Here is a 26441-nt window from a genome sequence, read left to right as displayed (position 1 = left end):
ATGTCGAGTGAATTGCGGACCCGCACGATCGTTGGCCTTGGCCTGATCGCCGTTGCCGTCGGCGCGCTGGTCTTTGGCGGCTTCGTCTTCTGGATGCTGCTGTCGATCGCCGGTGTGCTGATGATGGGCGAATGGGGCATGCTGACCGGCGCCTCGTCCGATCAGCGCAAGATGGCGATGTATGCCGTCTCGGTGCCGCTGGCGATCCTCTGCCCAGTGGCGGCGGGCGTGTCCTGGCTCGGTTTCGGCCTGATGATGGCCTCCTTCTTCTTCGTGCTGATCACCAGCCGCGCGATCAAGCTGGCGCTCGGCATTCTCTATATCTGTCTGCCGGTGATGGCGCTGCTGTTCCTGCGCGGGCAGGCGCCTGACAGCCATGGCCTGCTGCTCGCCTTCTGGGCGCTGGGCCTGGTCTGGGCGACCGATATCGGCGCCTATTTTGCCGGTCGCTCGATCGGCGGGCCCAAGCTGGCGCCGCGGGTCAGCCCGTCCAAGACCTGGTCGGGGCTGGGTGGCGGCGTGCTCGCGGCCCTGCTCACCGGCTTCCTTCTCTATCGTTTTGCCGACCTGCCGATCCAACTGGCGGCGGCAAGCGGCCTGCTCGCGGTCGCGGCGCAGCTTGGCGATCTGCTCGAAAGCGCGATGAAGCGCCGCGCCGGCGTCAAGGACAGCAGCAATCTCCTGCCCGGCCATGGCGGGGTGATGGACCGGCTCGACGGCGTGGTGGCGGCGGCGCCGCTCGCCGCCTTGCTCTATCTGGTCCTGGCGGGCGCCTGATGCGCAGCGTTTCCGTCTTCGGCGCCACCGGATCGGTCGGCATGTCGACGCTGGACCTGATCCAGCGCGAACCCGACGCCTATGCGGTCATCGCCCTGACCGCCAACCGCGATGTCGCTGGCCTCGCCGCCGCCGCGCGCGCGGTCGGTGCGAAGATCGCCGTGGTCGCGGACGAAGCCCAATATGGCGCGCTCAAGGATGCGCTCGCCGGATCGGGTGTCGAGGCGGCGGCGGGCGAGGGCGCGCTGGTCGATGCCGCGGCGGCGGGTGCCGACTGGACCATGGCCGCGATCGTCGGCTGCGCGGGCCTCAAGCCCACCATCGCCGCGCTGCAGGCCGGCGGCACGGTGGCGCTCGCCAACAAGGAATCGCTGGTGTCGGCCGGCGCGCTGATGATGCAGGCGGCGACCGCTTCGGGCGCGACGCTGCTGCCGGTGGACAGCGAGCATAATGCGATCTTCCAGTGCCTGGCCGGCAGCAGCCTGGACGATGTCGCCCGCATCATCCTGACCGCGAGCGGCGGACCGTTCCGCACGCTCGGCTATGAGGATATGCGCGCCATCACACCGGCGCAGGCGGTGGCTCATCCCAACTGGTCGATGGGCGCGAAGATCAGCGTCGATAGCGCGACGATGATGAACAAGGGGCTGGAACTGATCGAGGCGGCCCATCTCTTCCCGGTCGGGCTCGACCGGATCGAGATATTGGTCCACCCGCAATCGGTGATCCATTCGATGGTCGAATATCGCGACCGGTCCACTTTGGCACAGCTCGGCTCGCCCGACATGCGCATCCCGATCGCCCATGCGCTGGCCTGGCCGGCGCGGATTGCCACGCCCTGCCAGCCGCTCGACCTGGCCCGGATCGGCCGTCTGGACTTTGAAGCGCCCGACGACCGGCGTTTTCCCGCGCTGCGCCTGGCGCGCGCGGCGGCGCAGGCGGGTGACGCATCGGCCGCCATCCTCAACGCCGCCAACGAGGTCGCCGTGGCGGCCTTTCTGGCCGGCCGCATCGGCTTCCTTGATATCGCCATGATTGTGGAGGATGTTCTCAACCGCTATAGCGCGCCGATGCCTGCCTGCATGGACGATGTCCTGCACGCCGACGCAACGGCACGGGTTATGGCGGGTGATGTGATGGAAAGATTGACGGTTTGATCCACAATCCCGGTTTCCTGTTGACCATCTTGGCTTTCGTGGCGGTCATCGGGCCGCTCGTCTTCGTGCATGAACTGGGTCATTATCTGGTCGGACGCTGGTGCGGGGTGAAGGCGGAGGCCTTCTCGATCGGCTTCGGCCCGGAAATCGCCGCCTGGGTGGACAGGCGCGGCACCCGTTGGCGGCTCGCGGCGCTGCCGCTGGGCGGCTATGTCCGCTTCAAGGGCGACATGAACGCGGCCAGCCAGACCGATCCCAAATGGCTGGAAATGTCGGCGCAGGATCGCGCCGAAAGCTTCCCGGCCAAGCCGTTGTGGCAGCGCGCGGCGATCGTCGCCGCCGGCCCGGCGATCAATTTCCTCTTCGCCATCCTGATACTCGCCGCCTTCGCCTTCCTGCACGGTGAAAGCCGGACCCCGGCGGTCGCCGGCATGGTCCAGCCCGGCAGCGCCGCTGCCATGGCCGGCATCCAGCCGGGCGATCGCATCGTCTCGCTCAATGGTCGGGCGATGAGCACCTTCGACGATATCCGCCTTTATGCGCAGATCCGGCCCGGCGAACCGGTGACGATCCTGCTCGACCGCAAGGGGCAGGTGATCGAGAAGCAGGGCCATGTCGGTGCGGTCAGCGAAGATGACGGCTTTGGCAACAAATTCCGCATCGGACGTCTGGGCATCGCGCCGGGCGAACCGGTGATCGAACCGGTCAGCCTGTTGCGCGCGCCTGTGGTGGCGATCGAGCGCACCGGCCAGATCATCCGCACCATGGTGGAGACGCTGGGCCAGGTGATCGGCGGCGATCGTTCGGTCAAGGAGCTGGGCGGGCCGCTCAAGATCGCACAGGTGTCGGGACAGGCGGCGACGCTGGGGCTGGAGAGCTTCATCTTCTTTATCGCCCTCATCTCGATTAACTTGGGGTTCATCAACCTCTTGCCAATTCCCATGCTGGATGGCGGTCATCTGCTTTTCTATGGGGTGGAGGCAGTGCAGCGGCGGCCGGTGAGCCCGCAGGTGCAGGATTGGGCCTATCGGTCGGGTCTGGCGCTGCTGATGACGGTCATGTTGCTGGTGACCTTCAACGATTTGTCGTCTTTCGGATTGTGGGAGCGGCTGTCCGGCTTGATCGGCTGAGCCGCATCGGGCAGGGAAGGCGCGGTTCGGCGCCGTCTATTTCTGGCGAAACAGTTTTTTACTTTTTTGAGGTGAGCGGGTGACAGCGATGAACAGCAGCAAGGGCCAGCGTCCGATCATCGCGGCCCTGTTGGCCACGACGATGATTGCGGGCCTGTCGGCCGTGCCGGCGATGGCCCAGAATGCGGCCCCGGCAGCACCGGCGGCTGCGCCGATCGCGGCGTCCACGGCCAATACGCCCGAAGGCACGATCCGCAGCATCACCGTGACCGGCACCCAGCGTCTGGAGCAGGACACGGTCATGTCCTACACCAAGCTGCGCGTGGGCCAGGCCTTCAGCCAGGAATCGCTCGATCAGGCGCTGCGCGACCTGTATGAGACCGAACTCTTCGCCGACGTCCAGATCCGCAACGATGGCGGCGCGCTGACCGTCGAGGTGAAGGAAAACCCCGTCATCAACCGTATCGTCCTTGAAGGTAATAAGCGCCTGAAGGACGACAAGATCCGTCCCGAAATAAAACTGGCGCCGCGCCAGATCTATACCCGCTCCAAGGTCCGCGCCGACGTCGCCCGCATCGTCGAGCTGTATCGTCGTCAGGGCCGCTTTGCCGCGACGATCGAGCCCAAGATGGTCCAGCTGGACCAGAACCGCGTCGACATCGTGTTCGAAATCTCGGAAGGGCCCAAGTCCAAGGTCCGCCAGATCAACATCATCGGCAACGAGAAGTTCAAGGACGGCGAACTGCGCGGCCAGATGGTGACCAAGCAGTCGCGCTGGTTCCGCATCTTCTCGTCGGGCACCAGCTATGACCCGGATCGCCTGGCCTATGACCAGCAGAAGCTGCGCCAATTCTACCTGACCGAAGGCTATGCCGATTTCCGCGTGATCTCGGCCGTCGCGGAACTGACGCCTGACAAGCAGGACTTCATCATCACTTATGTGGTCGAGGAAGGGGATCGCTACAAGTTCGGCGACGTGAAGGTCGAGAGCGACATTCGCGACCTGTCGGGCGATGCGCTGACCCGCCGCCTGCCGATGAAGAAGGGCGACTGGTACAATGCCAAGCAGGTCGAGGACACGGTCGACACGCTGAGCGAAACCGCCGGCCTGTTCGGCTATGCCTTCGCCCAGGTCGAGCCCGACTTCAACCGGTCGAAGGACGACCTGACGATGGGGATCAACTTCCGCATCGCCAACGCCCCGCGCGTCTATGTCGAGCGCGTCGACATCAACGGCAACACGCTGACCCAGGATAAGGTCGTTCGCCGCGAATTCCGCCTGGCCGAAGGCGACGCCTTCAACAGCTTCCTCGTCAAGCGCTCGAAGGATCGCATCAACTCGCTCGGCTTCTTCCAGGAGAAGCTGGACATCGAGCAGAAGCCCGGCTCGGCGCCCGACCGCATCGTGCTGGAAACCAACGTCCAGGAAAAGTCGACCGGCGAACTCTCGCTCTCGGCCGGCTACTCCTCGCTCGAACGCTTCATCATCTCGGCGTCGATCACCCAGCGCAACTTCCGCGGCAAGGGCCAGGAACTGCGCACCTCGGTCAATTATTCGGCTTATTCCAAGTCGGTCGAAGTGGGCTTCACCGAGCCCTATTTCATGGACAAGAATATCGCGCTGGGTGGCGATATCTATCGTCGCGACCTCAACAGCTTCCGTTATCTCAGCAATAACGACCGCGACACCACCTATGAACAGACCACGACCGGCTTCCAGCTGCGTGCCGGCGTGCCGATCACCGAATATGTGTCGCTGGCGCTGCGCTACACGCTGAACTTCGACGACGTGACGCTGGACAAGGACACCTATTATACCGACGGCGTCTGCGACCCGCTGCTGGCCGGCCGCTATCTCTGCGATGCCATCGGCAAGCGCACGACCTCGTCGATCGGCTACTCGCTGATCTATGATACCCGTGACAACCGCATCCGTCCGACCCGTGGTCAGACCGTCACGCTCAGCCAGGACTTTGCCGGCCTGGGCGGCGACGTCCGCTACATCCGGACCCGCGCCAATGCTGCCAAATATTGGGGCCTGGGCGGCGGCTTCATCTTCTCGCTGACGGGGGAAGGCGGCTATATCCACAGCCTCCAGGGCACGCGCTATGACGCCACCGGCGCCGAAGTCGACCCGATCCGCCTGACCGACCGCTTCTTCCTGGGCGAACCGCAGATGCGCGGCTTCGACATTCGCGGCGTTGGTCCGCGCGTGAAGCGTTATTATCTGGTTTCGCAGACGAATGAGGACGGTTCCACCAGCTATGTTCGTCAGACCGGCAACAATAATGTGTCGGATGACGCGCTGGGTGGCCGCGTCTATTATATGGCCCGCGCCGAAATGGAGATTCCGCTGGGTTCGGGTGCCCGTGAAATGGGCCTGCGTCCGTCGATCTTCGCGGATGTCGGCGCCGTTGCCGGCCTGAAGAATCCGGGCACCATCAACTTTGCGGGCTATTGCTCCGACTCCACCGGTTCGCTGAGCACCGTCCGTGCGACCGGCACGGCGGCCAGCCCGGTCTGCCCTGTTGGCTATGACACCAAGAGCGGCATGTTCGAGGAAGATTATCTGGGCGACACGCTGAAACCGCGTCTGTCCGTGGGCTTCGGCGTCAACTGGAACTCGCCCTTCGGGCCGTTCCGCATCGACATCGCCAAGGCCCTGCTCAAGGAACCAGGGGACGACAACAAACTCATCACCTTCAACGTAGGGACTCAATTCTGATGAAGACGTTTATCAAGGCTCTGGCGCTCGGTATCGCGCCTGTCACCGCCATCGCTCTGACCGCAGCGCCGGCCGCTGCCCAGTCGAAACAGGGCATCGCCGTCGTCGATCTGCAGCGCGCGGTTGCCACCAGCGCGGCCTATTCGACCGCCCGCACCCAGATCCAGACCACCTACAAGGCGCAGATCGACAGCTTCACCGCGCGCAAGACCGCGATCGACACCGATCTCAAGACCAAGGGCGACGCCCTGCAGGCTGCCCTGAAGGCGGCCGGCGGCAAGCCGACCCCGGCGATCGAAACCCAGTATCAGCAGTTCCAGCAGTCGCAGCAGACCGCGCAGGCCGAACTGCAGCGCCTGGGCCAGCCGATCGCGCTCGCCAACGCCTATGTCGAGGAACAGATCACCGCCAAGCTGTCGGACGCGCTGAAGGCCGCCATGACCAAGGCGAAGGTCGACCTGGTCCTGTCGCCCGACGCGACCGTGTCCTATCAGCCGACCGTCGACATCACCGCCGCGGTCGTGACCGAACTCAACACGCTGGTGCCCAGCGTTGGCATCACCCCGCCCGCCGGCTGGCAGCCGGGCGGTCGTCAGGGCCAGGCTGCGGCCCCGGCCGCTGCCGCTCCGGCCCCCGCCAACCCGGCGCAGGCGCCCAAGTCGCGCTGATAAGATGACCGGAGAGGTTGATAACAAGGAAGCCCGTGGCCCGATGGATATCCGTCGGGTCATGGCTGCCCTGCCGCATCGCTACCCGATGCTGCTGGTAGATCGCGTGGCGTCGCTGGTGCCGAGCCAGTCGATCCACGCGATCAAGGCGGTGTCGATGAACGAGCCCTTCTTCCAGGGGCATTTCCCCGGCCGGCCGATCATGCCGGGCGTGCTGATCGTCGAGGCCATGGCCCAGGCGGCCGGCGTGCTGGTGGTCGATTCGCTGGGGCTCGCGGATTCGGGCAAGCTCGTCTATTTCATGAGCATCGACGGCGCGAAGTTCCGGACGCCTGTGGAGCCGGGCTGCCTGCTCGACCTGCATGTCGAAGTGACGCAGATGCGCGGCGCGGTCTGCAAGTTCGCCGGCCGTGCGCTGATCGACGGCAAGCTGGCGGCGGAAGCCAATTTCGTCGCGATGATCGCCGATCCGCCCAAGGACTGAGCGAAGGCACATCCTTTTCCTTGCTTTGGCGCGCCGAAAACGCTAACGGCGCGCCTTCGCATTTTATCGCATCCATAGCCGGTCGGAACCGGCACACACACGGAGCAAGACGCCATGAAGGCCGATACCCACCCCGATTACCACTTCATCACCGTCCAGATGACCGACGGCACCACGTTCCAGACCCGCTCGACTTGGGGCAAGGAAGGCGACACGATGGCGCTCGACATCGATCCCAAGTCGCACCCGGCCTGGACCGGTGGCAACCGCCAGCTGGACACCGGTGGCCAGGTTGCGCGCTTCAACAAGCGCTTTGGCGGCCTGACGCTGAAGAAGTAATCGGCCTTTCACAGGCACGATATCGAAAGGGCGCCCCACCGGGCGCCCTTTTTTGTGCCTGAACTCGATGCGCACGGCACAAAAAAAAGGGCCTCCAGCTAAAAGCTGGAGGCCGAGGTTCAGGGGAGGATCAGCGGCGACAGAGGGGGATCTGCAAGGGGATGCCGCTGACAAGGACTGGTCTAGCCCGCAAATGCTGCGGGCGAATGTCCCGATTATTACCGAGGCCGATCGGTGCTGAAATGTCGGGACAAGGCGATATTTCTCCCCTCCCTTTCAGGGAGGGGGCGGGGGTGGGTGCGCCGCGTCAGCGGCGCTCCACGGTCGATAGGGAGGAAGCTCGCTGCGCTCGCTACCCACCCCAACCCCTCCCTGGGAGGGAGGGGCGGTAATTGCCTGCTGTGTAAGAGGCCCTGGTCAGGCGCCCGCGCGCCGCCCTCGTCAGGCGCCGGCGCGGTCCGCGTCGAGGAACGCCGCAACATCGTCCAGCACGACATCCTTCGACAGGAAGGTCTGGCCGATGCCGCGCGCCAGCAGGAAGGGCAGGGTGCCCGCCGCCATCTTCTTGTCGTGCAGCATATGCGCCACCAGCGCCGCGCCGTCGGCGGTCACATGGGCGCTGGCCAGGTCATGGGGCAGGCCGATCGCCTTCAGATGCGCGGTCACCCGTTCCGCATCCTGCGCGCTGCACAGGCCAAGGCGCGCCGAGTAGCGGAAGGCGAGCGCCATGCCGGCGGCCACGCCCTCGCCATGGAGCAGCGTGTCGGAAAAGCCGGTATCGGCCTCCAGCGCATGGCCGAAGGTGTGGCCAAGGTTCAGCAGTGCCCGGCGGCCGGTCGTCTCGCGCTCATCATCGGCGACGATCGCCGCCTTGGCGCGCACGCTGCGCTCGATCGCATAGGTGCGGGCTTCCGCGTCGCCGGCCAGCAGCCGGTCGGCATTGGCCTCGCACCAGGCGAAGAAGTCGGGATCGTCGATCAGGCCATATTTGACCACCTCGGCATAGCCGGCGCGGGTTTCGCGCAGCGGCAGGCTGTCGAGCACCGACGGGTCGATCAGCACCAGGCTGGGCTGGTAGAAGCTGCCGATCAGATTCTTGCCGGCGCGCGCGTTGATCGCGGTCTTGCCGCCGACCGAGCTGTCGACCTGCGCCAGCAGGGTGGTGGGCACCTGCACGAAATGGCAGCCGCGCTTCAGGATGGACGACGCAAAGCCGACCAGGTCGCCGATTACGCCGCCGCCCAGCGCGATCACATGGTCGCCACGCTCGATCTCCAGCGCCAGCAGCGCGTCGAGCAGTTCCTCCAGATGGCGCCAGCTCTTGGTCTGTTCGCCCGCCGGCAGGATGATCGGTTCGATTACGATATTGGCGCGGCGCAGGCTGGCGTCGAGCCGGGGCAGTTGCGCCGCCGCAACATGGGTGTCGGTGACGACCACCAGCCGCCCGCCACGGGCATAGCGCGCCAGATGGTCGGCCGCACGGTCGAGCGCGCCCTGTTCGATGACGATGTCATAGCTGCGTGCGCCCAGCGCGACGGGGACTAGTGCCATGCGGATAGCTGCTCCAGGATGCGGTCGACGGCGACCTCGTGCGGCGCGGCGATGCTCTTCACATGGATCGGCGCCAGCGCGTAGATGGGGTTGCGGACCGCCGCCAGCTCGGTCAGCACGATGCGCGGATCGCGATCCTTCAGCAGCGGGCGCCCCTCGCGGCGGGAAACACGGTCGACCAGTACCTCGATATCGGCATCCAGCCAGATGGTGGTGGCATGGTCCAGGATCAGCGCGCGGGTCTCGTCCTGCATGAAGGCGCCGCCGCCGGTCGCGATCACCTTGGGCACGCCGTCCATCAGCCGGGCGATCACCCGGCGCTCGCCATCGCGGAAATGGGCCTCGCCATAGCGGGCGAAGATCTCGCTCACGCTCATGCCGGCGGCCCGTTCAATCTCTTCATCGGCATCGACGAAGCTCAGGCCCAGGCGCGCGGCAAGGCGCCGGCCGACGGTGGATTTGCCCACGCCCATCATGCCGATCAGCACGATCGGGCCGCGCTTGGCTTTGCTCTCCGGGAATTTGCTGTTTCGCTGCATGGCGAGGGGGGCTATACAGCCAGCCGTCGCTGAGGCAAACGCAACTTTCCCCTGTCGTCCGGCAAACATCGCCGGGCCAGCCGCAGAAGAGACCATGAAGAATAATCGTTCCCTGAGCAGTTTCGAAGGCGGTTCGCGCCGTCGCACCCGTCTGCCGATCCTTCCGATCGCGGCGGTGTTGGTTCTTGTCCTGCTGATCGGCGTGCTCTGGTCGCGCGGTGGCGAGCAGCCGCAACAGCCCGTCGAGAAGGTCATCCCGGCCGAGAAACTGGGTCAGTAAGCCGCATGAGCCGCCTGCGGGGGAATGCGAAATGGGCGCTGGGCAGCTTTGCGCTCGCCCTGGCACTGCCGGTCGTCGCGCAGCAGGCGCCCGAATCGCTGCTGCCGCCCGGCTTTGGTGATCCGGCCCCGGCGCCGACCCCCACGCCCGCGCAGCCGGCCCGTCCGGCATCGCCCGCACCGGTCGTCCCGACCGTGCCGGTCACGCCGTCGCCGTCGGGCGAAATCGTCCAGCCGCTGGACCTGTCGCTCGCCAATGCGGTGGACAATGCCGCCGAGGCGATGAGCGCGGACGAACTGGCCGCTGAAAAGGCCAAATATGACCTGCCGCAGAGCGCCCGGCGCTCGCTCGACCGCATCGGTCCGCTGACGCCGGCCACGCGCGGCATGGAGCCCGACGCCTTCGGCGCGGAATATGGCCCCTATCTCGCCACGCTGATGAAGCAGACCCATGCGCCGATCCTGTCGCGCTGGGCCTCCATCCTGCTGCGGCGCGCGCTGCTCAGCGCCACAAACACGCCGCGCGGCATCAATGGCGCCGACTGGGCGGCCGAGCGCGCCTGGCTGCTGCTGCGCATGGGCGAGGCGGATAGCGCCCGGCTGCTGGTGCAGAGCGTCGATCCCGACAAATATACGCCGCGTCTCTACGCGATCGCGATGCAGACCTATCTGGCGACCGCCGATCCGGCTGGCCTGTGCCCGCTGTCGGCGGGCGCGCTGCGCACCAGCAAGGAACCGGGCTGGGACATGACGCGGGCGATCTGCCCCGCGCTGTCGGGGGATCAGGGTTCGGCCAGCGCTGCACTCAATCAGGCCCAGCGCAAGGGCGTGGTGCGCGGCATCGATTATCGCCTGGCCGAAAAGATGGTCGGCGCGGGCTTCAACGCGCGTCGTTCGGTCAAGATCGAATGGGACGGCGTCGATGGCCTCACCGCCTGGCGCTATGGCCTGGCGACGGCGCTCAACGTGCCGATCCCCGACGACATGTTCGGTAGCGTCGGCCCGCACGTTCGCGCCTGGGAAGCCCGCGCGCCGGCGCTGACCGCCGTGCGTCGCTTGCCGGGCAGCGAAGTCGCGGCGCGACTGGGCGTCTTCTCCAGCGAGGCGCTGGTCAATTTCTATGCTGAGTTGGGCAGCGAAGGCGATCTTGCGTCCGATCTGGCCGATCGCGTCGATGCGCTGCGCAATGCCTATTCCGGGCCGACCTCTGGTGCCCGCATCCAGGCGATGCAGACGCTGTGGCGCGACAATGGCGCGCCCGACTATGTCGGCCTGATCGCCACGGCCCGCGCTGCCGCTGCGCTGCCCGTGTCGCAGGCCGATGCGCGCGATGCCGCCAATCTGGTCGCGGCGATGCTGACAGCCGGCTATGATCGCAATGCGGCCCGCTGGGCACAGGCGATCGGCCAGATCGATGGCGATGGCGCGCAGGATTTCTGGGCGTTGCTCGCGGTCGGCGCCCCCAGCACGGTCGTCGACAGCGGCAGCAGCCGCATCTCCAGCTATGTCGGCGATGCCGGCCCTGAAAAGGGACGGATGCTGATCGCCGCACTGGCGGGCCTGTCGCGCCTGTCGGCCAATGATGCGGCCGCGCTGGCGCAGGATAATGGCTTCACCCTGGCCGCCAACAGCCGCTGGGCGCGTGCGATCGACGCCGCCGCGCAGCGGGGCGAGAAGGCGACCGTGGCGCTGCTCGCTGCCGTCGGCATGCAGGGTCGCGACTGGCATCGCCTGCCGCCCGGTCATCTCTATCATGTGGTGGCGGCGCTGCATCGCGTCGGGCTGGACCCGGAGGCGCGGATGATCGCGGCCGAGGCCCTGACCCGCCTGTCCTGACCCGGTCCGGGGCGATGGATGATGATGCCGTCCTGATCGACCGCTTTCTCGAAATGATGGCGGCGGAACGGGGCGCGTCGCGCAACACGCTGCTCGCCTATCGCACCGACCTTCAGGGGGCGGGGGATATTGTCGGCGGGCTTGCCGCCGCCAGCCAGGATGCGCTTGGCCGCCTCGCCGGCGAATGGGCGCCGCTCGCGGCCTCCACCGTGGCGCGCAAGGCGTCCGCGCTGCGCGCCTTCTACGCTTTTCTGGAGGAGGAGGGGCTGCGCGCCGACAATCCCGGCGCGGCATTGCCCCGGCCGGTCACACGCCGGCCGCTGCCCAAGATATTGTCGTCGCAGGAAGTTGATTCGCTCTTTGCCCTGATCGCGCAGCGGGTGGAGACGGCGCATCCCGCGCCGCTCGACCTGCGGCTCTCGGCGCTGATTGAACTTCTCTATGGCTCGGGCCTGCGCGCGACCGAACTGGTCTCGCTGCCGCGCAAGGCGCTGGCGGTCGATCGCCCCTTCCTCATCATCAGGGGCAAGGGTGCGCGCGAACGGCTGGTGCCGATCTCCGACCGCGCCCGTGCCGCCGTCGCGACCTGGCTCACCCATGTCCCGGCGGACAGCCTCTGGCTTTTTCCCTCGGGCAAGAGCCATGTCAGCCGCATTCGCCTCTATCAGCTGGTGAAGCAACTGGCCGCGGCGGCCGGCATCGCGCCCGAGCGGGTCAGCCCCCATGTGCTGCGCCACGCCTTTGCCACCCATTTGCTGGAGGGCGGGGCGGACCTGCGCGCGCTGCAATCGATGCTGGGCCATGCCGATATCGGCACGACGCAAATCTACACCCATGTCGACAGCCGTCGGCTGGTCGAACTGGTCAACAGCCGGCACCCGCTGGCCGGCATGCAAGCCAGGATCGCGCATCCCCGCGTTGACGGCGACGCGTCCGCGCCTTAACGCCATCCGCCATGGTAAGCTTTCTCGAATTTGAAAAGCCGGTCGCAGAGCTGGAAGCCCGCATCATCGAACTGCGCCAGACGGCCTCCGTCGGCGACATCGACATTAGTGGCGAGATCAACACGCTGGAACAGCGTGCCGACAAGATGCTGTCGGACATCTATGCCAAGCTGACGCCCTGGCAGAAGACGCAGGTGGCCCGCCACCCCGAACGCCCGCACTTCAAGGATTATGTCGCGGGCATGTTCGACAATTTCATGCCGCTGGCCGGCGACCGCGCCTTTGCCGACGATCAGGCGATCATCGGCGGCTTCGCGACGCTGGGCGAGCGCAAGGTCATGGTCATCGGCCATGAAAAGGGCGACGACACCGCCAGCCGCGTCCGCCACAATTTCGGCATGGCCAAGCCCGAAGGCTATCGCAAGGCGATCCGCCTGATGGAACTGGCTGATCGTTTCGGCCTGCCGGTCGTCACTTTGGTCGACACCTCGGGCGCCTTTCCAGGCGTCCAGGCCGAAGAACGCGGCCAGGCCGAAGCCATTGCCCGTTCGACCGAAGCCTGTCTGGCGCTTGGCGTCCCCATGGTCGCGGCCGTGGTGGGTGAGGGCGGCTCGGGCGGCGCAGTGGCGCTGGCCGCGGCCAATCGCGTGCTGATGTTCGAACATGCCGTCTATTCGGTGATCTCGCCCGAAGGTTGCGCCTCGATCCTGTGGCGCACCGCCGACAAGGCCAGCGATGCGGCGACCGCGATGCAGGTCACGGCGCAGCATTTGAAGGGCCTGGGCGTGATCGACCGTATCGTCGTAGAGCCAGTGGGCGGCGCCCATCGCGAGCCGGTGCAGGCGATCGCCAACCTGGGTGCAGCCATTGGCGAGGAACTGGACGCGCTGTCCGGCCTCGAACCGCAGGCGCTGCGCACCGATCGCGCCGACAAGTTCCTGGCCATCGGTATCTGACGTCAATTTCCCGGAACAGCATCCTGTCCTCGCTCGTTACGGCACGGTAACAGGGGCAGGGTGTCAAGGATGGGAATGGAATGAATCGGACATGGTTGTCGGCCGGCCTTGGCGTCGGCCTGATCGTCGCGGGCGTGGCGCCGGCGGTGCTGGGGCAGCAGCGGGCGATTCGCACCGTCTCCTCGATCAGCGCGCAGGACAAGGCATCGGGTGCCAAGCAGCATCCCGAACTGCTCAAGGAATTTGGCGGCGCCTATGTCGGGCCGCAGGCGCGCTATGTGGAAACGGTCGGACGCCGCATCGCGGTCCAGTCCGGCCTCTCCAACGCGCAGGGCGATTTCACCGTCACCCTGCTCAATTCCCCGGTCAACAACGCCTTCGCCATCCCCGGCGGCTATGTCTATGTCACGCGCCAGCTAATGGCGCTGATGAATGACGAGGCGCAACTGGCCGGCGTGCTGGGCCATGAAGTCGGCCATGTCGCGGCCCAGCATGGCCAGCGGCGCCAGCAGGCGGCGCAGCGCAACGCGATTGGCGGCGCGCTGCTGCAGGTGCTGACCGGCGCCTTGCTGGGCGATTCGGCGCTGGGTGGCGTGCTGCAGCAGGGGATCGGCACCGGCAGCCAGCTTCTGACCCTCAAATTCTCGCGCAGCCAGGAATATGAGGCGGACGATCTGGGCATCCGCTACCTCGCCTCGGCCGGCTATGATCCCCGTGCGCTGTCGGACATGCTGGCCTCGCTGGCGGCGCAGACCAGCCTGGACCAGCGGGTTTCGGGTGACGCGCGCTCCATGCCCGAATGGGCCAGCACCCATCCCGATCCGGGCGAGCGCGTCGATCGGGCGGCGCAGATGGCGTCACGCACCGGCGCGACCAGCACGCTGCGCAACCGCGACGCCTTCCTGACGGCGCTCAATGGCGTCCTCTATGGCGACGATCCCAAACAGGGCGTGATCGATGGCAGCCGTTTCCGCCATCCCGACCTGCGCCTGTCCTTCACCGCACCCTCGGGCTTCGGCATGGAAAATGGCGCGGACGCGGTCAGCATCACCGGTTCGGGCGGCCAGGCGCAGTTTGGCGGCATGGCCTATAATGGCAATCTGTCGACCTATATCGATTCGGTGCTCAAGCGACTCGCGGGCAATGCCGGCGCCCCGCCTGCAGGCGATGTGCAGCGCACGACGATCAACGGCCTGCCGGCCGCCTGGCGCACGGTGCGCGCGAACACCAAGTCGGGTCAGATCGACGCCACCGTCTTCGCCTATGATTTCGGCGGCGGAAAGGCCTATCATTTCCTGCTGCTGACCCCGGCGGGCAAGGGCATCGGTCCGTTCGACTCGATGGTCCGTTCGGTCCAGCGCCTCTCGGCGCAGGAGGCGGCGGCGATCAAGCCACGCCGGGTCAATCTGGTGACCGTCAAGGCGGGCGACACCTTCCAGTCGCTTGGCCGCCGCATGGCCTATAGCGATTTTCCGCTGGAACGCTTCCTGGTGCTGAACGCCCTCAACGAACGCTCCGTGCTCAAGCCGGGCGATCGGGTGAAGATCGTCACCTGGTAAGATTCGGCAGACTCCAGGCAAAGAAAAAGGGCGGCGGAATTGCTTCCGCCGCCCTTTTCTAACATCGGTTTCGAGCTTACTTCAGGTTGCCCGAAACGTTGTTGAAGGTGCTGCCCAGCTTCGAGCCCAGGCTGGTCATGGCGCCGATGGCGGCCACGGCGATCAGAGCGGCGATCAGGCCGTATTCGATGGCGGTCGCGCCCTTTTCGTTCTTCAGCATCTTGCGAATGAACTGCATGTGATGTCTCCTTGACAAACGTTACGTTAAACTACCCGGCCGCCCCGCTTTGGATTAGGTCAGCGAAGACCTCTCTAGATTGGCTCGGTTGAGAAAAGTTTAATGCGGAAAGTGGCGTGTCAGAATTTGTTGGTTAATGCTTGGTAACTTCTTCGGCGACGTTGTTCCACATGCCGGTGGTTCGTGTCGCGACGTTGTTCAGTGCCGCGATCATGGCCAGCACGATCATCGCGATGATCAGGCCATATTCGACCGCGGTTGCCCCCCGCTCACATCGCGAAAGCGCGGATTTCGTGACGAATTCGATGATCGCGCGCATATGACCCCGCTTGGCTACAGACACTCCACGATCGGTGTGTAAAGCAGCCACGGTTAACAAAGCCCTTGCAAGGGAGCGTTATGCAGAGTTTTACCCCGTTTCTGGTCGTCGCCGTCGCCCTGATCGATGCCGATGGGCGCGTTTTGGTGCAGCAACGGCCACCCGGAAAGCCGATGGCGGACCTGTGGGAGTTCCCCGGTGGCAAGGTGGAGCGCGGCGAAACGCCCGAGGCGGCGCTTGTGCGCGAACTGGAGGAGGAACTGGGTATCCGCACCCATGAAAGCTGCCTCGCGCCCGCGACCTTCGCCAGCGCGCCGCTGGAGAACAAACATCTGCTGCTGTTGCTCTATGTCTGCCGCAAATGGGAAGGGATGCCCGAAGCGCGCCATGCCACCGCGCTGCAATGGGTGCGGCCTGCGCAAATGTATGCGCTCGACATGCCACCGGCCGACCTGCCGCTGATCGGCATTCTCGACGCGCTCATCTGACGGGAAATCCGGCTCTGCACCGATGGTGCAGGGGCAGGCCATAAAGGGCGGGGGAAGGGCGATGCGCACCTTCCCCCGCAGCCTGTAACGGGGGCGACCGCCGGACAGCCGGCCCCGCGCGTCAGTCTCAGTCTTCCTTGGCCTTGCTCTGCAGCTGGACATAATTCTGGATGCCCATGCGCTCGATCATCTCGAACTGGGTTTCCAGCGTGTCGACATGCTCTTCCTCGCTTTCGAGGATATACTGGAACAGGTCGCGGCTGACGAAGTCCTTGATCGACTCGCAATAGGCGATGGCGTCGCGCAGCACCGGCAGCGCCTCATATTCCAGCTCCAGGTCCGCCTTCAGGATTTCCTCGACGGTCTCGCCGATCTTCAGGCGGCCGAGCAGCTGGAAATTGGGCAGGCCGTCAAGGAACAGGATGCGCTCCGCCACCTTGTCGGCGTGCTTCATCTCGTCGATCGATTCCTCATATTCGAACTTGGCGAGCTTCTCGATGCCCCAGTGATTGAGGATGCGATAGTGGAGGAAATATTGGTTGATCGCGGTCAACTCGTTCTTGAGGACCTCGTTCAGATAATCGATAACCTTCTGGTCGCCCTTCATGGCGCTATGCTCCGGCTGTTATTGGGAATGCCGGACATATAAAGGTTTCGCATCCGATTGTTAAGCCGGAAAGGCGCAGAAAACCGCCATTTTTCAGGCAGCTATTGCGTGGTGTTCGCGATTGTCAGGGGCCTTTTACTGCGCCTGCTTCGCAATCTATTCAGGCCGTCGCGCGCTCTGCTGCGATGATCGTGCGGGCATAGCCGACACATTGGCCGCACTTGGGGCGGCGGCCGAAACGGGCATAGGCGCTACAGGGGGTATCGGCACCATCGCGCGCCGCTTCCCGCAGATCCTTTTCGCGAATGGCATTGCAAACACAGACGACCATTGGATTCTCCTGACCCGTGAAATAGGCCAGATGCTAATGGATCGCAATAGAAGATCATGGGTTCCTGCGAATCTTTTGCAGTTTTCCCCGTTGCAGGCTGCGCCATACCCATTCGGCCGGACCCATCGCGAATCGGTCGAGCCAGGGCTTGGACCACAGCAGCATGACCGCCCAGACGGCGATAAGGAAGAGCGGAAAGGCTGCCGGGCGCACCTGTCCGAACAGCCCCAGGCCCCAGCCATAGAAGATCGCCGTCATGATGAGGCTGGTGCCCAGATAATTGCTGAGCGCCATGCGCCCGGTCGCGGCGATCCGGCCGACCAGCCAATGATCGCGATGCCGCGCCAGCAGCCAAAGGATCAGCGCTGCCCAGCCGACCGCCAGCGGGATGCGGAAGGGGAAGGACCATAGCAGAGCGGTCGAAAAGGCGGTCAGCGGCGCAAAGCCGCTCGCCACCACCCAGATGGTCAGGGCGATCATCGGCACCAGCCCGATCAGGAAGCAGTGGCGCGCGGTCTGCTTATATTGCTCGGCGGGCCAGCGCCCGATCAGGAAGCCGCCTTTCAGCATCGCCATGCCCAGCAGCATGAAGCCCAGCGTGTCGAGGCCGGTGAAGAGGAAGGTCCACAGCCAGTCGCCGATGAAGCCGGTGAGGTGATGGCGCACGATCCCGCCGAAGCTGCCGGTATAGATGGCGATATCCTGCTGGATGATCGGGCTGCTAGGGTCGGACAGGCCGGCGAGGAAGCTGTCCAGCCCCTCGCGCGTCGCGGCGGCGCCGGGCGCGGCGGCGGCATGGGCCCAGCCATAGAGGCTGGCGATGAAAGCACCGCAGATCAGGAAATGGATCAGGAAGGCGAGGAACGCCCATTTGACCAGCGCCAGCGGCTCCTTCTGGGCAAAGAGCAGGGCGATGGTGCCGACCACCGCATAGGTCACCAAAATGTCGCCCCACCAGAGCAGGATATGGTGGAGGAGGCCGATCGCCAGCAGCCAGAAGCCGCGGACCAGTTGCGCCCGCGTGCCGTCGCGCCCGGCCATTTCCTCCCGGTCGATCAGCAGCAGCATCGATGCGCCGAACAGCAGCGAGAACAGCCCGCGCATCTTGCCGTCGACCAGGATCAGGCTGCTTGCCCAGAAGGCGATGTCGCCCGCCGACATCGGCCCGGCCGCCACCGGATTGAAATAGGCGTTCTGCGGCAGCGCGAAGGCGGTGATGTTCATCCACAATATGCCCATCACCGCGCAGCCGCGCAGCACGTCCATGGCGGGGATACGGGGCGATGCGGCGGTCATGCGGGCAATCCTTGAAGATGCTGGCCATCGGGGCATTGGTCTGTCATGCGCCTAGCCATGAATGATGGCCGCAAGCAACGGATAAGCGAGTCCTTCGGCGCGGCGGCCGACCGGTATGACGATCATGCCGGGCCGCAGCGGACGGCTGCAGCTTTGGTCGCAGACATTGCCCAGCGGCAAAGCCCCGAAGGCGTCGCGCGCATCCTGGAAATCGGTTGCGGCACCGGCCTGCTCACGCGCGACATCCAGGCCCGCTGGCCCGGCGCGGAACTGGTCGCCACGGACATCTCGCCAAAGATGCTCGACCGCGCGGCATCGGCCGGACTGGTCGCCGGCACCTTCCTCGCGATGGATGGGGAGGCGCCCTCGTTCGAGGGCGAATGGTTCGACCTCATCCTATCCAGCCTTGCCTTCCAATGGTTTGACGACCTGCCCGCCGCGATCGCGCGGCTGGTGGCGCTGCTCCGCCCCGGCGGCAGCCTCATCTTCTCGACCATGGGGCAGGGCAGCTTTGCCAATTGGCGCGCTGCCCATGCGACCTGCGATCTGACGCCAGGCGTCCCCGCCTATCCCTCGCTCGACGCGCTGCGCGCGATGCTGGCGGCCTATGGCGACGCCTTCGCCTTTGACGAGACCGTCCTGCTGGAAGGACAGGGCGCCCGTGCGCTGATCGGCCATCTCAAGGGGATCGGCGCGGTGGTGCCGGACGAGGGGCGTCGGCCGCTGTCCCCCGCTGCGCTGCGCCGGGTGATGGCCGCCTATGACGAGGCGGGCGGCCGCGACGTCTATCAGTTGCTGATCGGCCGGGTGACGCGCGCGGACCAGGCATAGGGGCCGATCAACGTGCCGACGAAACCGCCAGCTTCATGGGTGCTGAGGAAGCGGATATCGACATCGCGCGCCAGCACTGTCTCCCGCCCGTCGACGCCATAAGCGAAGCGCGCCGTGCCGCCATCGAAGTCCATCGTCAGGCGGACGGGCTTGGCCGGGTCGACCGGCGCGGCAGCGACCAGCCTGTCACGATCTTTGTCCTCGCGCAGCATCAGGGCGATCTGCGGTTTTCCGCCCTTCTGCGTCACGCCAAAGAATAAAAAGGATCGGTCGGATTGCACCGCCGCCAGCCCCGCCAGATCCCCCTCCGTCTCCGGCCGATAGGTCAGGTCCGTGCTGATGGTCGCGACATGATGCTGCTGGCGCCGCCCGACAAAGGCCGGGGCGCCGCTGAGGTCACCCAGCGCGGTCGCGCGGTCCAGCACCAGCGCGCCCGCCTCCAGTCGGTAAAGTGGTGCCTTGGGCGTCCGCAGTCCGATCCAGTCCATGCTAAGGCGCGGCCCATCGAACCGGTCGCGATAGGCAAAATTGCCGCTGGTCGGCGGCGCATCCGCATCGCGCACCGGCAGGGCCGGGCGCTTCGCCATATAGGGAATGGCCTTGCCGGCGTCCAATATATGCGGCCAGCCATCGCGCCATTCGACCGGCAGCAGAAAGGTCTCGCGCCCGATATTGTAGAGGTCGGGGCCATAGGGGCGAGTGGCGAGGAAGGTTGCCCACCAGTCACCCGCCTGCGTCTGCACCAGCTTGGCATGGCCGGCCGATGTCACCGGATGGGGGCGGGCCGGGTCCAGGCTGCGCTGGCTCAGGATCGGATTGCCGGCATAGGGAGTGAAGGGGCCGCGCAGGTCGCGGGCGCGGAACACCACTTCGCTATGCTGGTCGCCGGTGCCGCCCTCGGCTGCGATCAGATAATAGAAACCCTCGCGCTTCAGCAGATGCGGTCCCTCGATCCAGGACGGCTTCTGGCGGATGTCGACGCCGCCATTGACGATCTGCGTCGCCGCGCCGGTCATTGCGAGTGCGTGCCAGTCAAATTCCTGCACCCAGATCGCCCGATGCCCCTCATAGCGGGGCGGCTCGGCCGGCGCGCGATTATTGACGATGAAGGCGCGCTCGCCTTCCCAGTAAATCGACGGATCAATCCCCTCGAACGGCAGCCAGTGCGGTTTCGACCATGGCCCGGCCGCGTCCTTTGCGGTCATCACGAAATTGCCGCCGCAATCGACGCAGGTGCCGACAAGGTAGAAAAGCCCGTCATGGAAGGAGATGTCGGGCGCGAACATGCCGCGCGAACTGCGCAGGCCGCTGAAATCAAACTGGTCGGGCCGGTCGATCGCATTGCCGATCTGGCGCCAATGGACCATGTCGGTTGACCGGAAGACCGGCAGCCCCGGATAGTGGGCGAAGGAGGAGTTGACGAGATAATAGCTCTCGCCGACCCGCGTGATCGATGGATCGGGATAATAGCCCGACAGGATCGGGTTGCGATAGTCGTCCGGGCCGGGCGTCACCTGTTCCTGGGCGCGGCCGTCATAGCGGAAATCGCTGAAACGGGCGGGGCCTGCCAGGGCCGGGCCGGCGATGGCGGCCAGCAACAGCAAGGCGGCACGACGGGTCTTGCGCATATCCTCTCCTCCCATTTTTGCGGAGCATAGGAGAGAGGAATTGATAGCGCTATCAAAAATCCAGCCCTGCTGAGGCAAACGGGCCTGGATATGTCAATTTCGCTGTCACTATCTATCGTCGGCGCCCGGCCGCGATGAAGGCGATCGGCAGGCCGACCAGGATGCAGTGGGAGAAGAGCTGGTTGCTGATATTCCAGGCGATCCGCCCGATCGGCAGCGCGGCATAGGCGGCGGGCAACCACATGGCAGGCCAGCGCCACGGCCGCACGATCCAGTACATGATCGCCCAGAGCAGCAGGCCATAGAGCAGGCCGGCGACGACCGGATGGCGGCGCAGGGCAGGGCGCCGCTGCGCGATCAGCATATAGGCGCCCGCCATGCAGGCCATGATCGCGAAATGGACGGCCAGGCCGGCAATCGCCCATAGCCAGGCGGGGTCGCCCCGCGCGCGATCGCCCAGCGGGCCGCTCGCGACAAATTGCAGCACCGCATGCGGCGCCGTGCCTGCCATGCCGGCAAAGACGAAGGCGGAAAATATGTCGAGTGTGCCGGCAACCAAGGTTGCCCGGATGATCCTCTCGCGCATGGTGCGCTCCCCATTTTCTCGGGGTGGATCATGACAGATTGCGATGAATTTGTCCCGCCGGATGCGCTGCACCCGGCGGGACGGAAAGATTTAGAGTTCGCTGTCCATCAGCGCCGGGAAGAAGCCCTCATGCGCGGTGCGCAGCGCGTCGATCGACACGCCCGCCACGCTGTCGCCGCTGACGGTGCCGATCTTGACCGCGCCCGCAATCTCGACGCCGGCCGGCGCCGTGACGACATAGCGACTCTGGTCTTCGCCGAACGCCGAAGCGGTGGTCAGCGCCACGTCCAGCGTCGCGCCGATCTTGCCGGCCAGCGCCATCTCCGCGATCGTGACGATCAGGCCACCGTCGGAAATGTCATGCACGGCATTGACCGTGCCGACCACCACCAGCGCGCGGACGGCGTCGCCATTGGCGCGCTCGACCGCCAGGTCGACCTTGGGCGCATCACCCGCTTCGCGGCCGGCAATCTCGCGCAGCCAGATCGACTGGCCCAGATGCGTGCCTTCGCCACCGACCAGCCAGATCGCGTCGCCTTCATTCTTGAACGCCACGGTCGCCATCACGTCGATGTCGGCCAGCAGGCCGATGCCGCCGATCGCCGGGGTCGGCAGGATCGCCGAGCCACCGCCGGTCGCCTTGGATTCATTGTAGAGGCTGACATTGCCCGACACGATCGGGAAGTCGAACGCGCGGCAGGCGTCGCCCATGCCCTCCAGGCAGCCGGTCAGTTGCGCCATGATCTCGGGGCGCTGCGGATTGGCGAAGTTGAGGCAGTTGGTGACCGCCAGCGGGGTCGATCCGACCGCGCTCAGGTTGCGATAGCATTCCGCGATTGCCTGCTTGCCGCCTTCATAGGGATCGGCATAGCAATAGCGCGGGGTGCAGTCGGTGCTGATGGCAATGCCCTTGCTGCTGCCATGGACGCGGACCACCGCGGCGTCGCCGCCTGGGCGCTGCACCGTGTCGGCGCCGACCATGTGATCGTACTGCTCCCAGATCCAGCGACGGCTGGCGATGTCGGGGCTGCCCATCAGCGTGACGAGGTCCGCGCCGATGTCGGCGCTTTCGGCGATCTCGCCCAGCGGCTCGACCTTCGACCAGATCTTATACTCGTCCTTCGGCATCGAGGGACGGTCATAGAGCGGCGCATCGTCGGCCAGCGGCGCGAGCGGAATATCGCAGACGATCTCGCCCTTATGCTCCAGCACCATGCGGCCGGTGTCGGTGACATGGCCGATGACGGCGAAGTCGAGTTCCCACTTCCGGAAGATCGCCTCGGCAAAGGCTTCGCGGCCGGGCTTGAGCACCATGAGCATGCGCTCCTGGCTTTCCGACAGCATCATCTCATAGGTGGTCATGCCGGTTTCGCGCTGCGGCACGTCATCCATCTTGAGGTGCAGGCCGACGCCGCCCTTCGACGCCATTTCGACGCTCGAGGAGGTGAGGCCGGCGGCGCCCATGTCCTGGATCGCGACGATCGCGTCCGACGCCATCAGTTCCAGGCACGCCTCGATCAGCAGCTTTTCGGTGAAGGGGTCGCCGACCTGGACGGTGGGGCGCTTCTCTTCGCTGTCCTCGCCGAAATCGGCCGACGCCATGGTCGCGCCATGGATGCCGTCGCGGCCGGTCTTGGAACCGACATAGACGATCGGGTTGCCGACGCCGCTGGCGGCCGAATAGAAGATCTTGTCGGTGTCGGCGATGCCGACGGTCATCGCATTGACCAGGATATTGCCGTCATAGGCCGGGTGGAAATTTACCTCGCCGCCCACGGTCGGCACGCCGACGCAATTGCCGTAGCCGCCAATGCCATGGACCACTCCGCTGATGAGATGCTTCATCTTGGGATGGTCGGGGCGGCCGAAGCGGAGCGCGTTCATGTTGGCCACCGGGCGGGCACCCATGGTGAACACGTCGCGCAGAATGCCGCCGACGCCGGTCGCGGCGCCCTGATAGGGTTCGATGTAGCTGGGGTGGTTGTGGCTTTCCATCTTGAAGATGGCGGCCTGGCCATCGCCGATGTCGACCACGCCGGCATTCTCGCCGGGGCCACAGATCACCTGCGGGCCCTTGGTGGGCAGCTTCATCAGGTGGATCTTGGAGGATTTATACGAGCAGTGCTCGGACCACATGACCGAAAAGATCCCGAGTTCCGTCAGGTTCGGCTCGCGGCCGATCGCCTTCAGGACGCGATCATATTCTTCGGGGGACAGACCGTGCTCGGCAACGATCTGCGGGGTGATCTGGGGGGCGCTGCTGGACATGAGCGCGCCTTTAGACGCGTGGCGCGGGATTCACAATGGGGAGGCGGCGGCCAAGTCATGGCCACCGCCCTTAAGTCGCTTAGCAGCTGCTGTTGCGGTCGATCGCGCGGCCGGCCAGGGCGCCAGCGCCAGCGCCGACGACGGTGCCGGTGGTGCGATCGCCGCGGGTGTCGACCGCGCGACCCAGCAGGGCACCGGCAACGCCGCCCAGCAGCAGGCCGGTGGTGCCGCCCGACTTACGGCAGCGATAGTCACCGCGATAGCCGCGACGGTCGGAATAGCGACCATGGTCATAATGGCGGTCGCCACGGTGCCAGCCACGATCATGGCCGCGGGCGAAGGAGGTCGCCGGAACGGCGGTGGCGACGGTTGCGGTCGCCAGGGCCATGGCGATCAGGCTCTTCTTGAAGTTCATGGGTCATCTCCTCGACCTGTTTATCTCTGGTACGAGGCTGTTCTGCCACCGGCTGGCTGGCAACATCCTGAACCGGCACGTTATCTGTCGTTCAGGAAAGGCACCGGGCATGAAAAAAGGGCCGGTTCCTAGGGAAGAACCGGCCCCTGTCAGAAAAAAGACTCAGGCAATGCTGCGATCAGACGTGGCAGGCCTGCGCCGACTTGCCGGGGACGGTGATCGTCACGTCGTTGCCCGAACCCTTGACCTCATAACCACCTTCGGCGGTGAAGGGCTGGCCGGCTTCGGCCGCCTTCAGCATGGTGGGCGCGCCATTCTTTTCGGTGCGCAGGATCGCGCTCTTGTCGTCGCTCATATAGTCGACGAAGAACAGGCTGTTGTCCTTGCAGCGGAACTGCTTGTTGGCCTTGACCGACGGCGGCAGCTCGACCGGCGCGGCGTTGGCAAGCTGGGCAGCCATCGGATCGGCGGGGCCGCCGACGACTTCGGGTTCGTCACTCTTGTTGCAGGCCGACAGCATGGTCAGGCCGGCAACGGCGATGAGGGGGAGATAATATTTCATAGCGATCCTTTTATGTGCGCTTGCAACATTGTGCGTCAACGCAAAACTGCCCGAATTCCGCCACGCCTGTGCAGCGACGTCATGACGTTTGCGTGACAGCGGCGGGATTGACCCACTATTGAGCGGCCTTAGGTCTGCTGCCATGTCATCCGCGCTTGACCCCGTGGACAGGGGCGGTCAATGCAGGCGCATGGCTGAGGAAAATACCCCGCAAAAGGATCTGTCCCAATTGTCGTTCGAGGATGCGCTGCGCGCACTCGAATCGATCGTCCGCCGGCTGGAAAGCGGCGATGTCCCGCTCGATGAGTCGATCTCGCTCTATGCCCAGGGCGAAGAACTGCGCAAGCGCTGCACCGAGCGGCTGCAGGCGGCCGAGGCGCGCATCAGCAAGCTGACCGTCGATGCCGGCGGCGCCATCACCGGCGCCCAGCCGTTCGGCGCGGATTGACCCACTGCATGGAACGGAGCGCGGCAGGTGCGCTGGTCGCCGCCCGTGCGGCAACGGTCGCGGCCGATATCGACCGGGCGTTCGACGCGCTGCTGGCGATCCCGGACGATCCGCGCCATCGCCTCTATGAAGCGATGCGCCATGCCGCGATCGGGGGTGGCAAGCGACTGCGGCCGCTGCTGGTGCAGGCGACCTGCGACCTGTTCAACATTTCCCGCGAATCCGCGCTGCGCGTCGGTCTCGCGATCGAATGCATCCATGTCTATTCGCTGGTGCATGACGATCTGCCGGCGATGGACAATGACGATATGCGGCGCGGCAAGCCGACCGTCCACAAGGCGTTCGATGAAGCGACCGCGATCCTGGCCGGCGATTGCCTCCATGACCTTGCTTTCGAAATCCTCGCCGACGAACAGACCCATCCCGATGCCTTCGTCCGCATCGACCTCGTAAAGGCGCTGGCCGTCGCCAGCGGCCCGGCCGGCATGGCGGGCGGGCAGATGATGGACCTAGAGGCGGAAAAGACCCGCTTCGATCTCGCCACCGTCACCCGGCTGCAAAATCTCAAGACCGGCGCGCTGATCGGCTTCTGCGTCGATGCGGCCGCCATCATGGCGCGCATCCCGGTCGATGCGCGCACGGGCCTGCATGGCTATGCCCGCGACATCGGCCTCGCCTTCCAGATTGCCGACGACCTGCTCGATGTGGAGGGCGACGCGGCCCTCGCCGGCAAGGCGCTGGGCAAGGATGCCGCCGCCGGCAAGGAAACCTTCGTCTCGCTCCTGGGGGTAGACCGGGCGCGGGAACAGGGGCGTCTGCTCGTTGAACAGGCCAAGGCGCACCTGCACGGCCATGGCGCGGAGGCGGACCTGCTGCGCGCCATTGCCGACTATATTGTGGAGAGGGACCGCTAGATCATGAGCAAGTCGCGTATCGGTGTCTATCCCGGCACCTTCGATCCCATCACCCTTGGCCATATGGACATCATTCGCCGCGGCGCGAAGCTGGTCGACAAGCTGGTGATCGGCGTCACCACCAACATCAGCAAGTCGCCCATGTTTTCCGACGAGGAGCGGCTGGACATGGTTCGCCGCGAATGTGCGGACATCGACACCGAAATCGTCGTCACCGGCTTCAACTCGCTGTTGATGGACTTTGCCGAATCGCAGGGGGCCAGCGTGATCATCCGGGGCCTGCGCGCCGTCGCCGACTTCGAATATGAATATCAGATGGCGGGCATGAACCAGCAGATCAACAGCCGGGTCGAAACCGTCTTCCTGATGGCCGACGTCTCTTTGCAGCCGATCGCGTCGCGGCTGGTCAAGGAAATCGCCCTCTATGGCGGGCCGATCCATAAGTTCGTCAGTCCCGCTGTGCGCGAGGAGGTGGAGGCGCGGGTTGCCGCGCTCGGCCTCAAGGGGCAGGGCTAGGAACGGATTGTCGCCAATGTTGCCGTCTCGTTTCAGCCCGCGTTCAGTTG

Annotated in this window: 29 protein-coding genes; 17 read left to right on the top strand and 12 right to left on the bottom strand. The window is 65.5% G+C overall.

Features of this window, described 5'->3' with window-relative positions; genetic code table 11:
• The 7 genes from BRX37_RS00995 to rpmE all read left to right on the top strand — a co-directional run bounded on the left by BRX37_RS00995 (position 1) and on the right by rpmE (position 7280).
• Positions 1-777: a phosphatidate cytidylyltransferase gene (locus tag BRX37_RS00995; RefSeq protein ID WP_069336797.1), complete on the top strand. Its 777-nt coding sequence runs from the start codon at positions 1-3 to the stop codon at positions 775-777.
• Positions 777-1934, top strand: coding sequence for a 1-deoxy-D-xylulose-5-phosphate reductoisomerase (locus BRX37_RS00990; RefSeq protein WP_125985194.1), 1158 nt, complete (start codon positions 777-779; stop codon positions 1932-1934). Before BRX37_RS00995 ends, BRX37_RS00990 begins: the two co-directional genes overlap by 1 nt.
• Positions 1931-3064: an RIP metalloprotease RseP gene (rseP, locus tag BRX37_RS00985; RefSeq protein WP_017499846.1), complete on the top strand. Its 1134-nt coding sequence runs from the start codon at positions 1931-1933 to the stop codon at positions 3062-3064. The genes BRX37_RS00990 and rseP overlap by 4 nt, the downstream gene beginning before the upstream one ends.
• Positions 3065-3152: 88 nt before the next feature.
• A complete protein-coding gene (bamA, locus tag BRX37_RS00980) occupies positions 3153-5789 on the top strand; it encodes an outer membrane protein assembly factor BamA (RefSeq protein WP_125985193.1) in 2637 nt (878 codons plus the stop codon).
• The gene (locus tag BRX37_RS00975; protein WP_004211184.1) at positions 5789-6457 is read left to right on the top strand and encodes an OmpH family outer membrane protein; all 669 of its coding nucleotides are present in this window, start codon (positions 5789-5791) and stop codon (positions 6455-6457) included. The genes bamA and BRX37_RS00975 overlap by 1 nt, the downstream gene beginning before the upstream one ends.
• 4 nt (positions 6458-6461) lie before the next feature.
• Positions 6462-6941 carry a 3-hydroxyacyl-ACP dehydratase FabZ gene (fabZ, locus tag BRX37_RS00970; RefSeq protein WP_004211185.1) on the top strand — a complete coding sequence of 160 codons (480 nt, stop codon included), beginning with the start codon at positions 6462-6464 and terminating at the stop codon, positions 6939-6941.
• A gap of 114 nt (positions 6942-7055) precedes the next feature.
• Positions 7056-7280, top strand: a complete 225-nt coding sequence (gene rpmE, locus BRX37_RS00965; protein WP_004211187.1) for a 50S ribosomal protein L31 — start codon at positions 7056-7058, stop codon at positions 7278-7280.
• A gap of 441 nt (positions 7281-7721) precedes the next feature.
• On the opposite strand, the gene aroB is transcribed toward rpmE, so the two are convergent.
• The gene (aroB, locus tag BRX37_RS00960) at positions 7722-8831 is read right to left on the bottom strand and encodes a 3-dehydroquinate synthase (RefSeq protein WP_125985192.1); all 1110 of its coding nucleotides are present in this window, start codon (positions 8829-8831) and stop codon (positions 7722-7724) included.
• Complete coding sequence (locus BRX37_RS00955; protein ID WP_004211191.1) at positions 8822-9370, bottom strand: shikimate kinase; 549 nt, start codon at positions 9368-9370, stop codon at positions 8822-8824. Before BRX37_RS00955 ends, aroB begins: the two co-directional genes overlap by 10 nt.
• A gap of 94 nt (positions 9371-9464) precedes the next feature.
• Between BRX37_RS00955 and BRX37_RS00950 the strand changes: the two genes are divergently transcribed.
• The 5 genes from BRX37_RS00950 to BRX37_RS00930 all read left to right on the top strand — a co-directional run bounded on the left by BRX37_RS00950 (position 9465) and on the right by BRX37_RS00930 (position 14944).
• Positions 9465-9650, top strand: coding sequence for a hypothetical protein (locus BRX37_RS00950; RefSeq protein ID WP_004211192.1), 186 nt, complete (start codon positions 9465-9467; stop codon positions 9648-9650).
• A gap of 5 nt (positions 9651-9655) precedes the next feature.
• Positions 9656-11485, top strand: coding sequence for a hypothetical protein (locus BRX37_RS00945; RefSeq protein WP_125985191.1), 1830 nt, complete (start codon positions 9656-9658; stop codon positions 11483-11485).
• A 14-nt stretch (positions 11486-11499) separates the two neighbouring features.
• Positions 11500-12429 (top strand): tyrosine recombinase, encoded by a 930-nt coding sequence (locus BRX37_RS00940; RefSeq protein WP_125985190.1) that lies wholly within the window; start codon positions 11500-11502, stop codon positions 12427-12429.
• 11 nt (positions 12430-12440) lie between these two features.
• Positions 12441-13385 (top strand): acetyl-CoA carboxylase carboxyltransferase subunit alpha, encoded by a 945-nt coding sequence (locus tag BRX37_RS00935; protein WP_004211198.1) that lies wholly within the window; start codon positions 12441-12443, stop codon positions 13383-13385.
• Positions 13386-13465: 80 nt separating this feature from the next.
• Positions 13466-14944 (top strand): M48 family metalloprotease, encoded by a 1479-nt coding sequence (locus BRX37_RS00930; RefSeq protein WP_125985189.1) that lies wholly within the window; start codon positions 13466-13468, stop codon positions 14942-14944.
• Between the two features lie 76 nt (positions 14945-15020).
• Here BRX37_RS00930 and BRX37_RS00925 read toward each other — a convergent pair whose 3' ends face one another.
• Positions 15021-15182 carry a Flp family type IVb pilin gene (locus BRX37_RS00925; RefSeq protein ID WP_004211201.1) on the bottom strand — a complete coding sequence of 54 codons (162 nt, stop codon included), beginning with the start codon at positions 15180-15182 and terminating at the stop codon, positions 15021-15023.
• A gap of 133 nt (positions 15183-15315) precedes the next feature.
• A complete protein-coding gene (locus BRX37_RS00920) occupies positions 15316-15501 on the bottom strand; it encodes a Flp family type IVb pilin (protein WP_048937848.1) in 186 nt (61 codons plus the stop codon).
• Positions 15502-15581: 80 nt separating this feature from the next.
• Between BRX37_RS00920 and BRX37_RS00915 the strand changes: the two genes are divergently transcribed.
• Positions 15582-15989 carry a (deoxy)nucleoside triphosphate pyrophosphohydrolase gene (locus BRX37_RS00915; RefSeq protein WP_125985188.1) on the top strand — a complete coding sequence of 136 codons (408 nt, stop codon included), beginning with the start codon at positions 15582-15584 and terminating at the stop codon, positions 15987-15989.
• 127 nt (positions 15990-16116) lie between these two features.
• On the opposite strand, the gene bfr is transcribed toward BRX37_RS00915, so the two are convergent.
• The 3 genes from bfr to BRX37_RS00900 all read right to left on the bottom strand — a co-directional run bounded on the left by bfr (position 16117) and on the right by BRX37_RS00900 (position 18223).
• Positions 16117-16596 carry a bacterioferritin gene (bfr, locus tag BRX37_RS00910; protein ID WP_004211204.1) on the bottom strand — a complete coding sequence of 160 codons (480 nt, stop codon included), beginning with the start codon at positions 16594-16596 and terminating at the stop codon, positions 16117-16119.
• Between the two features lie 160 nt (positions 16597-16756).
• The gene (locus BRX37_RS00905; RefSeq protein WP_004211205.1) at positions 16757-16927 is read right to left on the bottom strand and encodes a (2Fe-2S)-binding protein; all 171 of its coding nucleotides are present in this window, start codon (positions 16925-16927) and stop codon (positions 16757-16759) included.
• A gap of 54 nt (positions 16928-16981) precedes the next feature.
• A complete protein-coding gene (locus tag BRX37_RS00900; RefSeq protein ID WP_125985187.1) occupies positions 16982-18223 on the bottom strand; it encodes a DUF418 domain-containing protein in 1242 nt (413 codons plus the stop codon).
• Between the two features lie 57 nt (positions 18224-18280).
• Here BRX37_RS00900 and BRX37_RS00895 point away from each other — a divergent pair, with 57 nt between their 5' ends.
• Positions 18281-19054, top strand: coding sequence for a methyltransferase domain-containing protein (locus BRX37_RS00895; RefSeq protein WP_125985186.1), 774 nt, complete (start codon positions 18281-18283; stop codon positions 19052-19054).
• Here BRX37_RS00895 and BRX37_RS00890 read toward each other — a convergent pair.
• The 5 genes from BRX37_RS00890 to BRX37_RS00870 all read right to left on the bottom strand — a co-directional run bounded on the left by BRX37_RS00890 (position 19012) and on the right by BRX37_RS00870 (position 24513).
• Positions 19012-20682 carry a glycoside hydrolase family 43 protein gene (locus BRX37_RS00890; RefSeq protein WP_125985185.1) on the bottom strand — a complete coding sequence of 557 codons (1671 nt, stop codon included), beginning with the start codon at positions 20680-20682 and terminating at the stop codon, positions 19012-19014. The genes BRX37_RS00895 and BRX37_RS00890 overlap by 43 nt on opposite strands.
• Positions 20683-20794: 112 nt before the next feature.
• Positions 20795-21268 carry a hypothetical protein gene (locus BRX37_RS00885; RefSeq protein WP_125985184.1) on the bottom strand — a complete coding sequence of 158 codons (474 nt, stop codon included), beginning with the start codon at positions 21266-21268 and terminating at the stop codon, positions 20795-20797.
• A gap of 90 nt (positions 21269-21358) precedes the next feature.
• Positions 21359-23536 carry a phosphoribosylformylglycinamidine synthase subunit PurL gene (gene purL / locus BRX37_RS00880; RefSeq protein ID WP_125985183.1) on the bottom strand — a complete coding sequence of 726 codons (2178 nt, stop codon included), beginning with the start codon at positions 23534-23536 and terminating at the stop codon, positions 21359-21361.
• A gap of 79 nt (positions 23537-23615) precedes the next feature.
• Entirely contained in the window at positions 23616-23951 is a 336-nt protein-coding gene (locus BRX37_RS00875; RefSeq protein WP_004211212.1) for a glycine zipper 2TM domain-containing protein, read from the bottom strand.
• Between the two features lie 178 nt (positions 23952-24129).
• Positions 24130-24513: a hypothetical protein gene (locus tag BRX37_RS00870; protein WP_004211213.1), complete on the bottom strand. Its 384-nt coding sequence runs from the start codon at positions 24511-24513 to the stop codon at positions 24130-24132.
• 190 nt (positions 24514-24703) lie between these two features.
• On the opposite strand from BRX37_RS00870, the gene BRX37_RS00865 reads away from it, so the two are divergent.
• From BRX37_RS00865 to coaD, 3 genes are read left to right on the top strand one after another with little or no spacing between them, the layout of a single operon-like run.
• On the top strand, positions 24704-24961 hold the full coding sequence (locus tag BRX37_RS00865) for an exodeoxyribonuclease VII small subunit (RefSeq protein ID WP_004211214.1): 258 nt from the start codon (positions 24704-24706) through the stop codon (positions 24959-24961).
• Positions 24962-24969: 8 nt separating this feature from the next.
• A complete protein-coding gene (locus BRX37_RS00860; RefSeq protein WP_125985182.1) occupies positions 24970-25875 on the top strand; it encodes a polyprenyl synthetase family protein in 906 nt (301 codons plus the stop codon).
• Between the two features lie 3 nt (positions 25876-25878).
• Entirely contained in the window at positions 25879-26391 is a 513-nt protein-coding gene (gene coaD, locus BRX37_RS00855) for a pantetheine-phosphate adenylyltransferase (RefSeq protein ID WP_010337450.1), read from the top strand.
• Positions 26392-26441 lie beyond the last annotated feature (50 nt).

The sequence above is a fragment of the Sphingomonas sp. S-NIH.Pt3_0716 genome (assembly GCF_003950715.1).
Classification (GTDB): Bacteria; Pseudomonadota; Alphaproteobacteria; order Sphingomonadales; family Sphingomonadaceae; genus Sphingobium; species Sphingobium yanoikuyae_A.
Note: the sequence above shows the minus strand (reverse complement) of the source record. Positions and strands in the feature narration are given on the sequence as shown.

What these genes read in the sequence shown, in the direction of transcription:
- BRX37_RS00905 (WP_004211205.1), bottom strand. Translation starts at nt 16,927, where the DNA reads ATGGTCGTCTGTGTTTGCAATGCCATTCGCGAAAAGGATCTGCGGGAA.
- fabZ (WP_004211185.1), top strand. Translation starts at nt 6,462, where the DNA reads ATGACCGGAGAGGTTGATAACAAGGAAGCCCGTGGCCCGATGGATATC.
- BRX37_RS00890 (WP_125985185.1), bottom strand. Translation starts at nt 20,682, where the DNA reads ATGCGCAAGACCCGTCGTGCCGCCTTGCTGTTGCTGGCCGCCATCGCC.
- BRX37_RS00990 (WP_125985194.1), top strand. Translation starts at nt 777, where the DNA reads ATGCGCAGCGTTTCCGTCTTCGGCGCCACCGGATCGGTCGGCATGTCG.
- rpmE (WP_004211187.1), top strand. Translation starts at nt 7,056, where the DNA reads ATGAAGGCCGATACCCACCCCGATTACCACTTCATCACCGTCCAGATG.
- aroB (WP_125985192.1), bottom strand. Translation starts at nt 8,831, where the DNA reads ATGGCACTAGTCCCCGTCGCGCTGGGCGCACGCAGCTATGACATCGTC.
- BRX37_RS00935 (WP_004211198.1), top strand. Translation starts at nt 12,441, where the DNA reads ATGGTAAGCTTTCTCGAATTTGAAAAGCCGGTCGCAGAGCTGGAAGCC.
- BRX37_RS00870 (WP_004211213.1), bottom strand. Translation starts at nt 24,513, where the DNA reads ATGAAATATTATCTCCCCCTCATCGCCGTTGCCGGCCTGACCATGCTG.
- coaD (WP_010337450.1), top strand. Translation starts at nt 25,879, where the DNA reads ATGAGCAAGTCGCGTATCGGTGTCTATCCCGGCACCTTCGATCCCATC.
- BRX37_RS00975 (WP_004211184.1), top strand. Translation starts at nt 5,789, where the DNA reads ATGAAGACGTTTATCAAGGCTCTGGCGCTCGGTATCGCGCCTGTCACC.
- BRX37_RS00895 (WP_125985186.1), top strand. Translation starts at nt 18,281, where the DNA reads ATGAATGATGGCCGCAAGCAACGGATAAGCGAGTCCTTCGGCGCGGCG.
- BRX37_RS00930 (WP_125985189.1), top strand. Translation starts at nt 13,466, where the DNA reads ATGAATCGGACATGGTTGTCGGCCGGCCTTGGCGTCGGCCTGATCGTC.
- BRX37_RS00950 (WP_004211192.1), top strand. Translation starts at nt 9,465, where the DNA reads ATGAAGAATAATCGTTCCCTGAGCAGTTTCGAAGGCGGTTCGCGCCGT.
- BRX37_RS00875 (WP_004211212.1), bottom strand. Translation starts at nt 23,951, where the DNA reads ATGAACTTCAAGAAGAGCCTGATCGCCATGGCCCTGGCGACCGCAACC.
- BRX37_RS00925 (WP_004211201.1), bottom strand. Translation starts at nt 15,182, where the DNA reads ATGCAGTTCATTCGCAAGATGCTGAAGAACGAAAAGGGCGCGACCGCC.
- bfr (WP_004211204.1), bottom strand. Translation starts at nt 16,596, where the DNA reads ATGAAGGGCGACCAGAAGGTTATCGATTATCTGAACGAGGTCCTCAAG.
- bamA (WP_125985193.1), top strand. Translation starts at nt 3,153, where the DNA reads ATGAACAGCAGCAAGGGCCAGCGTCCGATCATCGCGGCCCTGTTGGCC.
- BRX37_RS00915 (WP_125985188.1), top strand. Translation starts at nt 15,582, where the DNA reads ATGCAGAGTTTTACCCCGTTTCTGGTCGTCGCCGTCGCCCTGATCGAT.
- BRX37_RS00860 (WP_125985182.1), top strand. Translation starts at nt 24,970, where the DNA reads ATGGAACGGAGCGCGGCAGGTGCGCTGGTCGCCGCCCGTGCGGCAACG.
- BRX37_RS00885 (WP_125985184.1), bottom strand. Translation starts at nt 21,268, where the DNA reads ATGCGCGAGAGGATCATCCGGGCAACCTTGGTTGCCGGCACACTCGAC.
- BRX37_RS00955 (WP_004211191.1), bottom strand. Translation starts at nt 9,370, where the DNA reads ATGCAGCGAAACAGCAAATTCCCGGAGAGCAAAGCCAAGCGCGGCCCG.
- purL (WP_125985183.1), bottom strand. Translation starts at nt 23,536, where the DNA reads ATGTCCAGCAGCGCCCCCCAGATCACCCCGCAGATCGTTGCCGAGCAC.
- BRX37_RS00900 (WP_125985187.1), bottom strand. Translation starts at nt 18,223, where the DNA reads ATGACCGCCGCATCGCCCCGTATCCCCGCCATGGACGTGCTGCGCGGC.
- BRX37_RS00920 (WP_048937848.1), bottom strand. Translation starts at nt 15,501, where the DNA reads ATGCGCGCGATCATCGAATTCGTCACGAAATCCGCGCTTTCGCGATGT.
- BRX37_RS00995 (WP_069336797.1), top strand. Translation starts at nt 1, where the DNA reads ATGTCGAGTGAATTGCGGACCCGCACGATCGTTGGCCTTGGCCTGATC.
- BRX37_RS00865 (WP_004211214.1), top strand. Translation starts at nt 24,704, where the DNA reads ATGGCTGAGGAAAATACCCCGCAAAAGGATCTGTCCCAATTGTCGTTC.
- BRX37_RS00940 (WP_125985190.1), top strand. Translation starts at nt 11,500, where the DNA reads ATGGATGATGATGCCGTCCTGATCGACCGCTTTCTCGAAATGATGGCG.
- BRX37_RS00945 (WP_125985191.1), top strand. Translation starts at nt 9,656, where the DNA reads ATGAGCCGCCTGCGGGGGAATGCGAAATGGGCGCTGGGCAGCTTTGCG.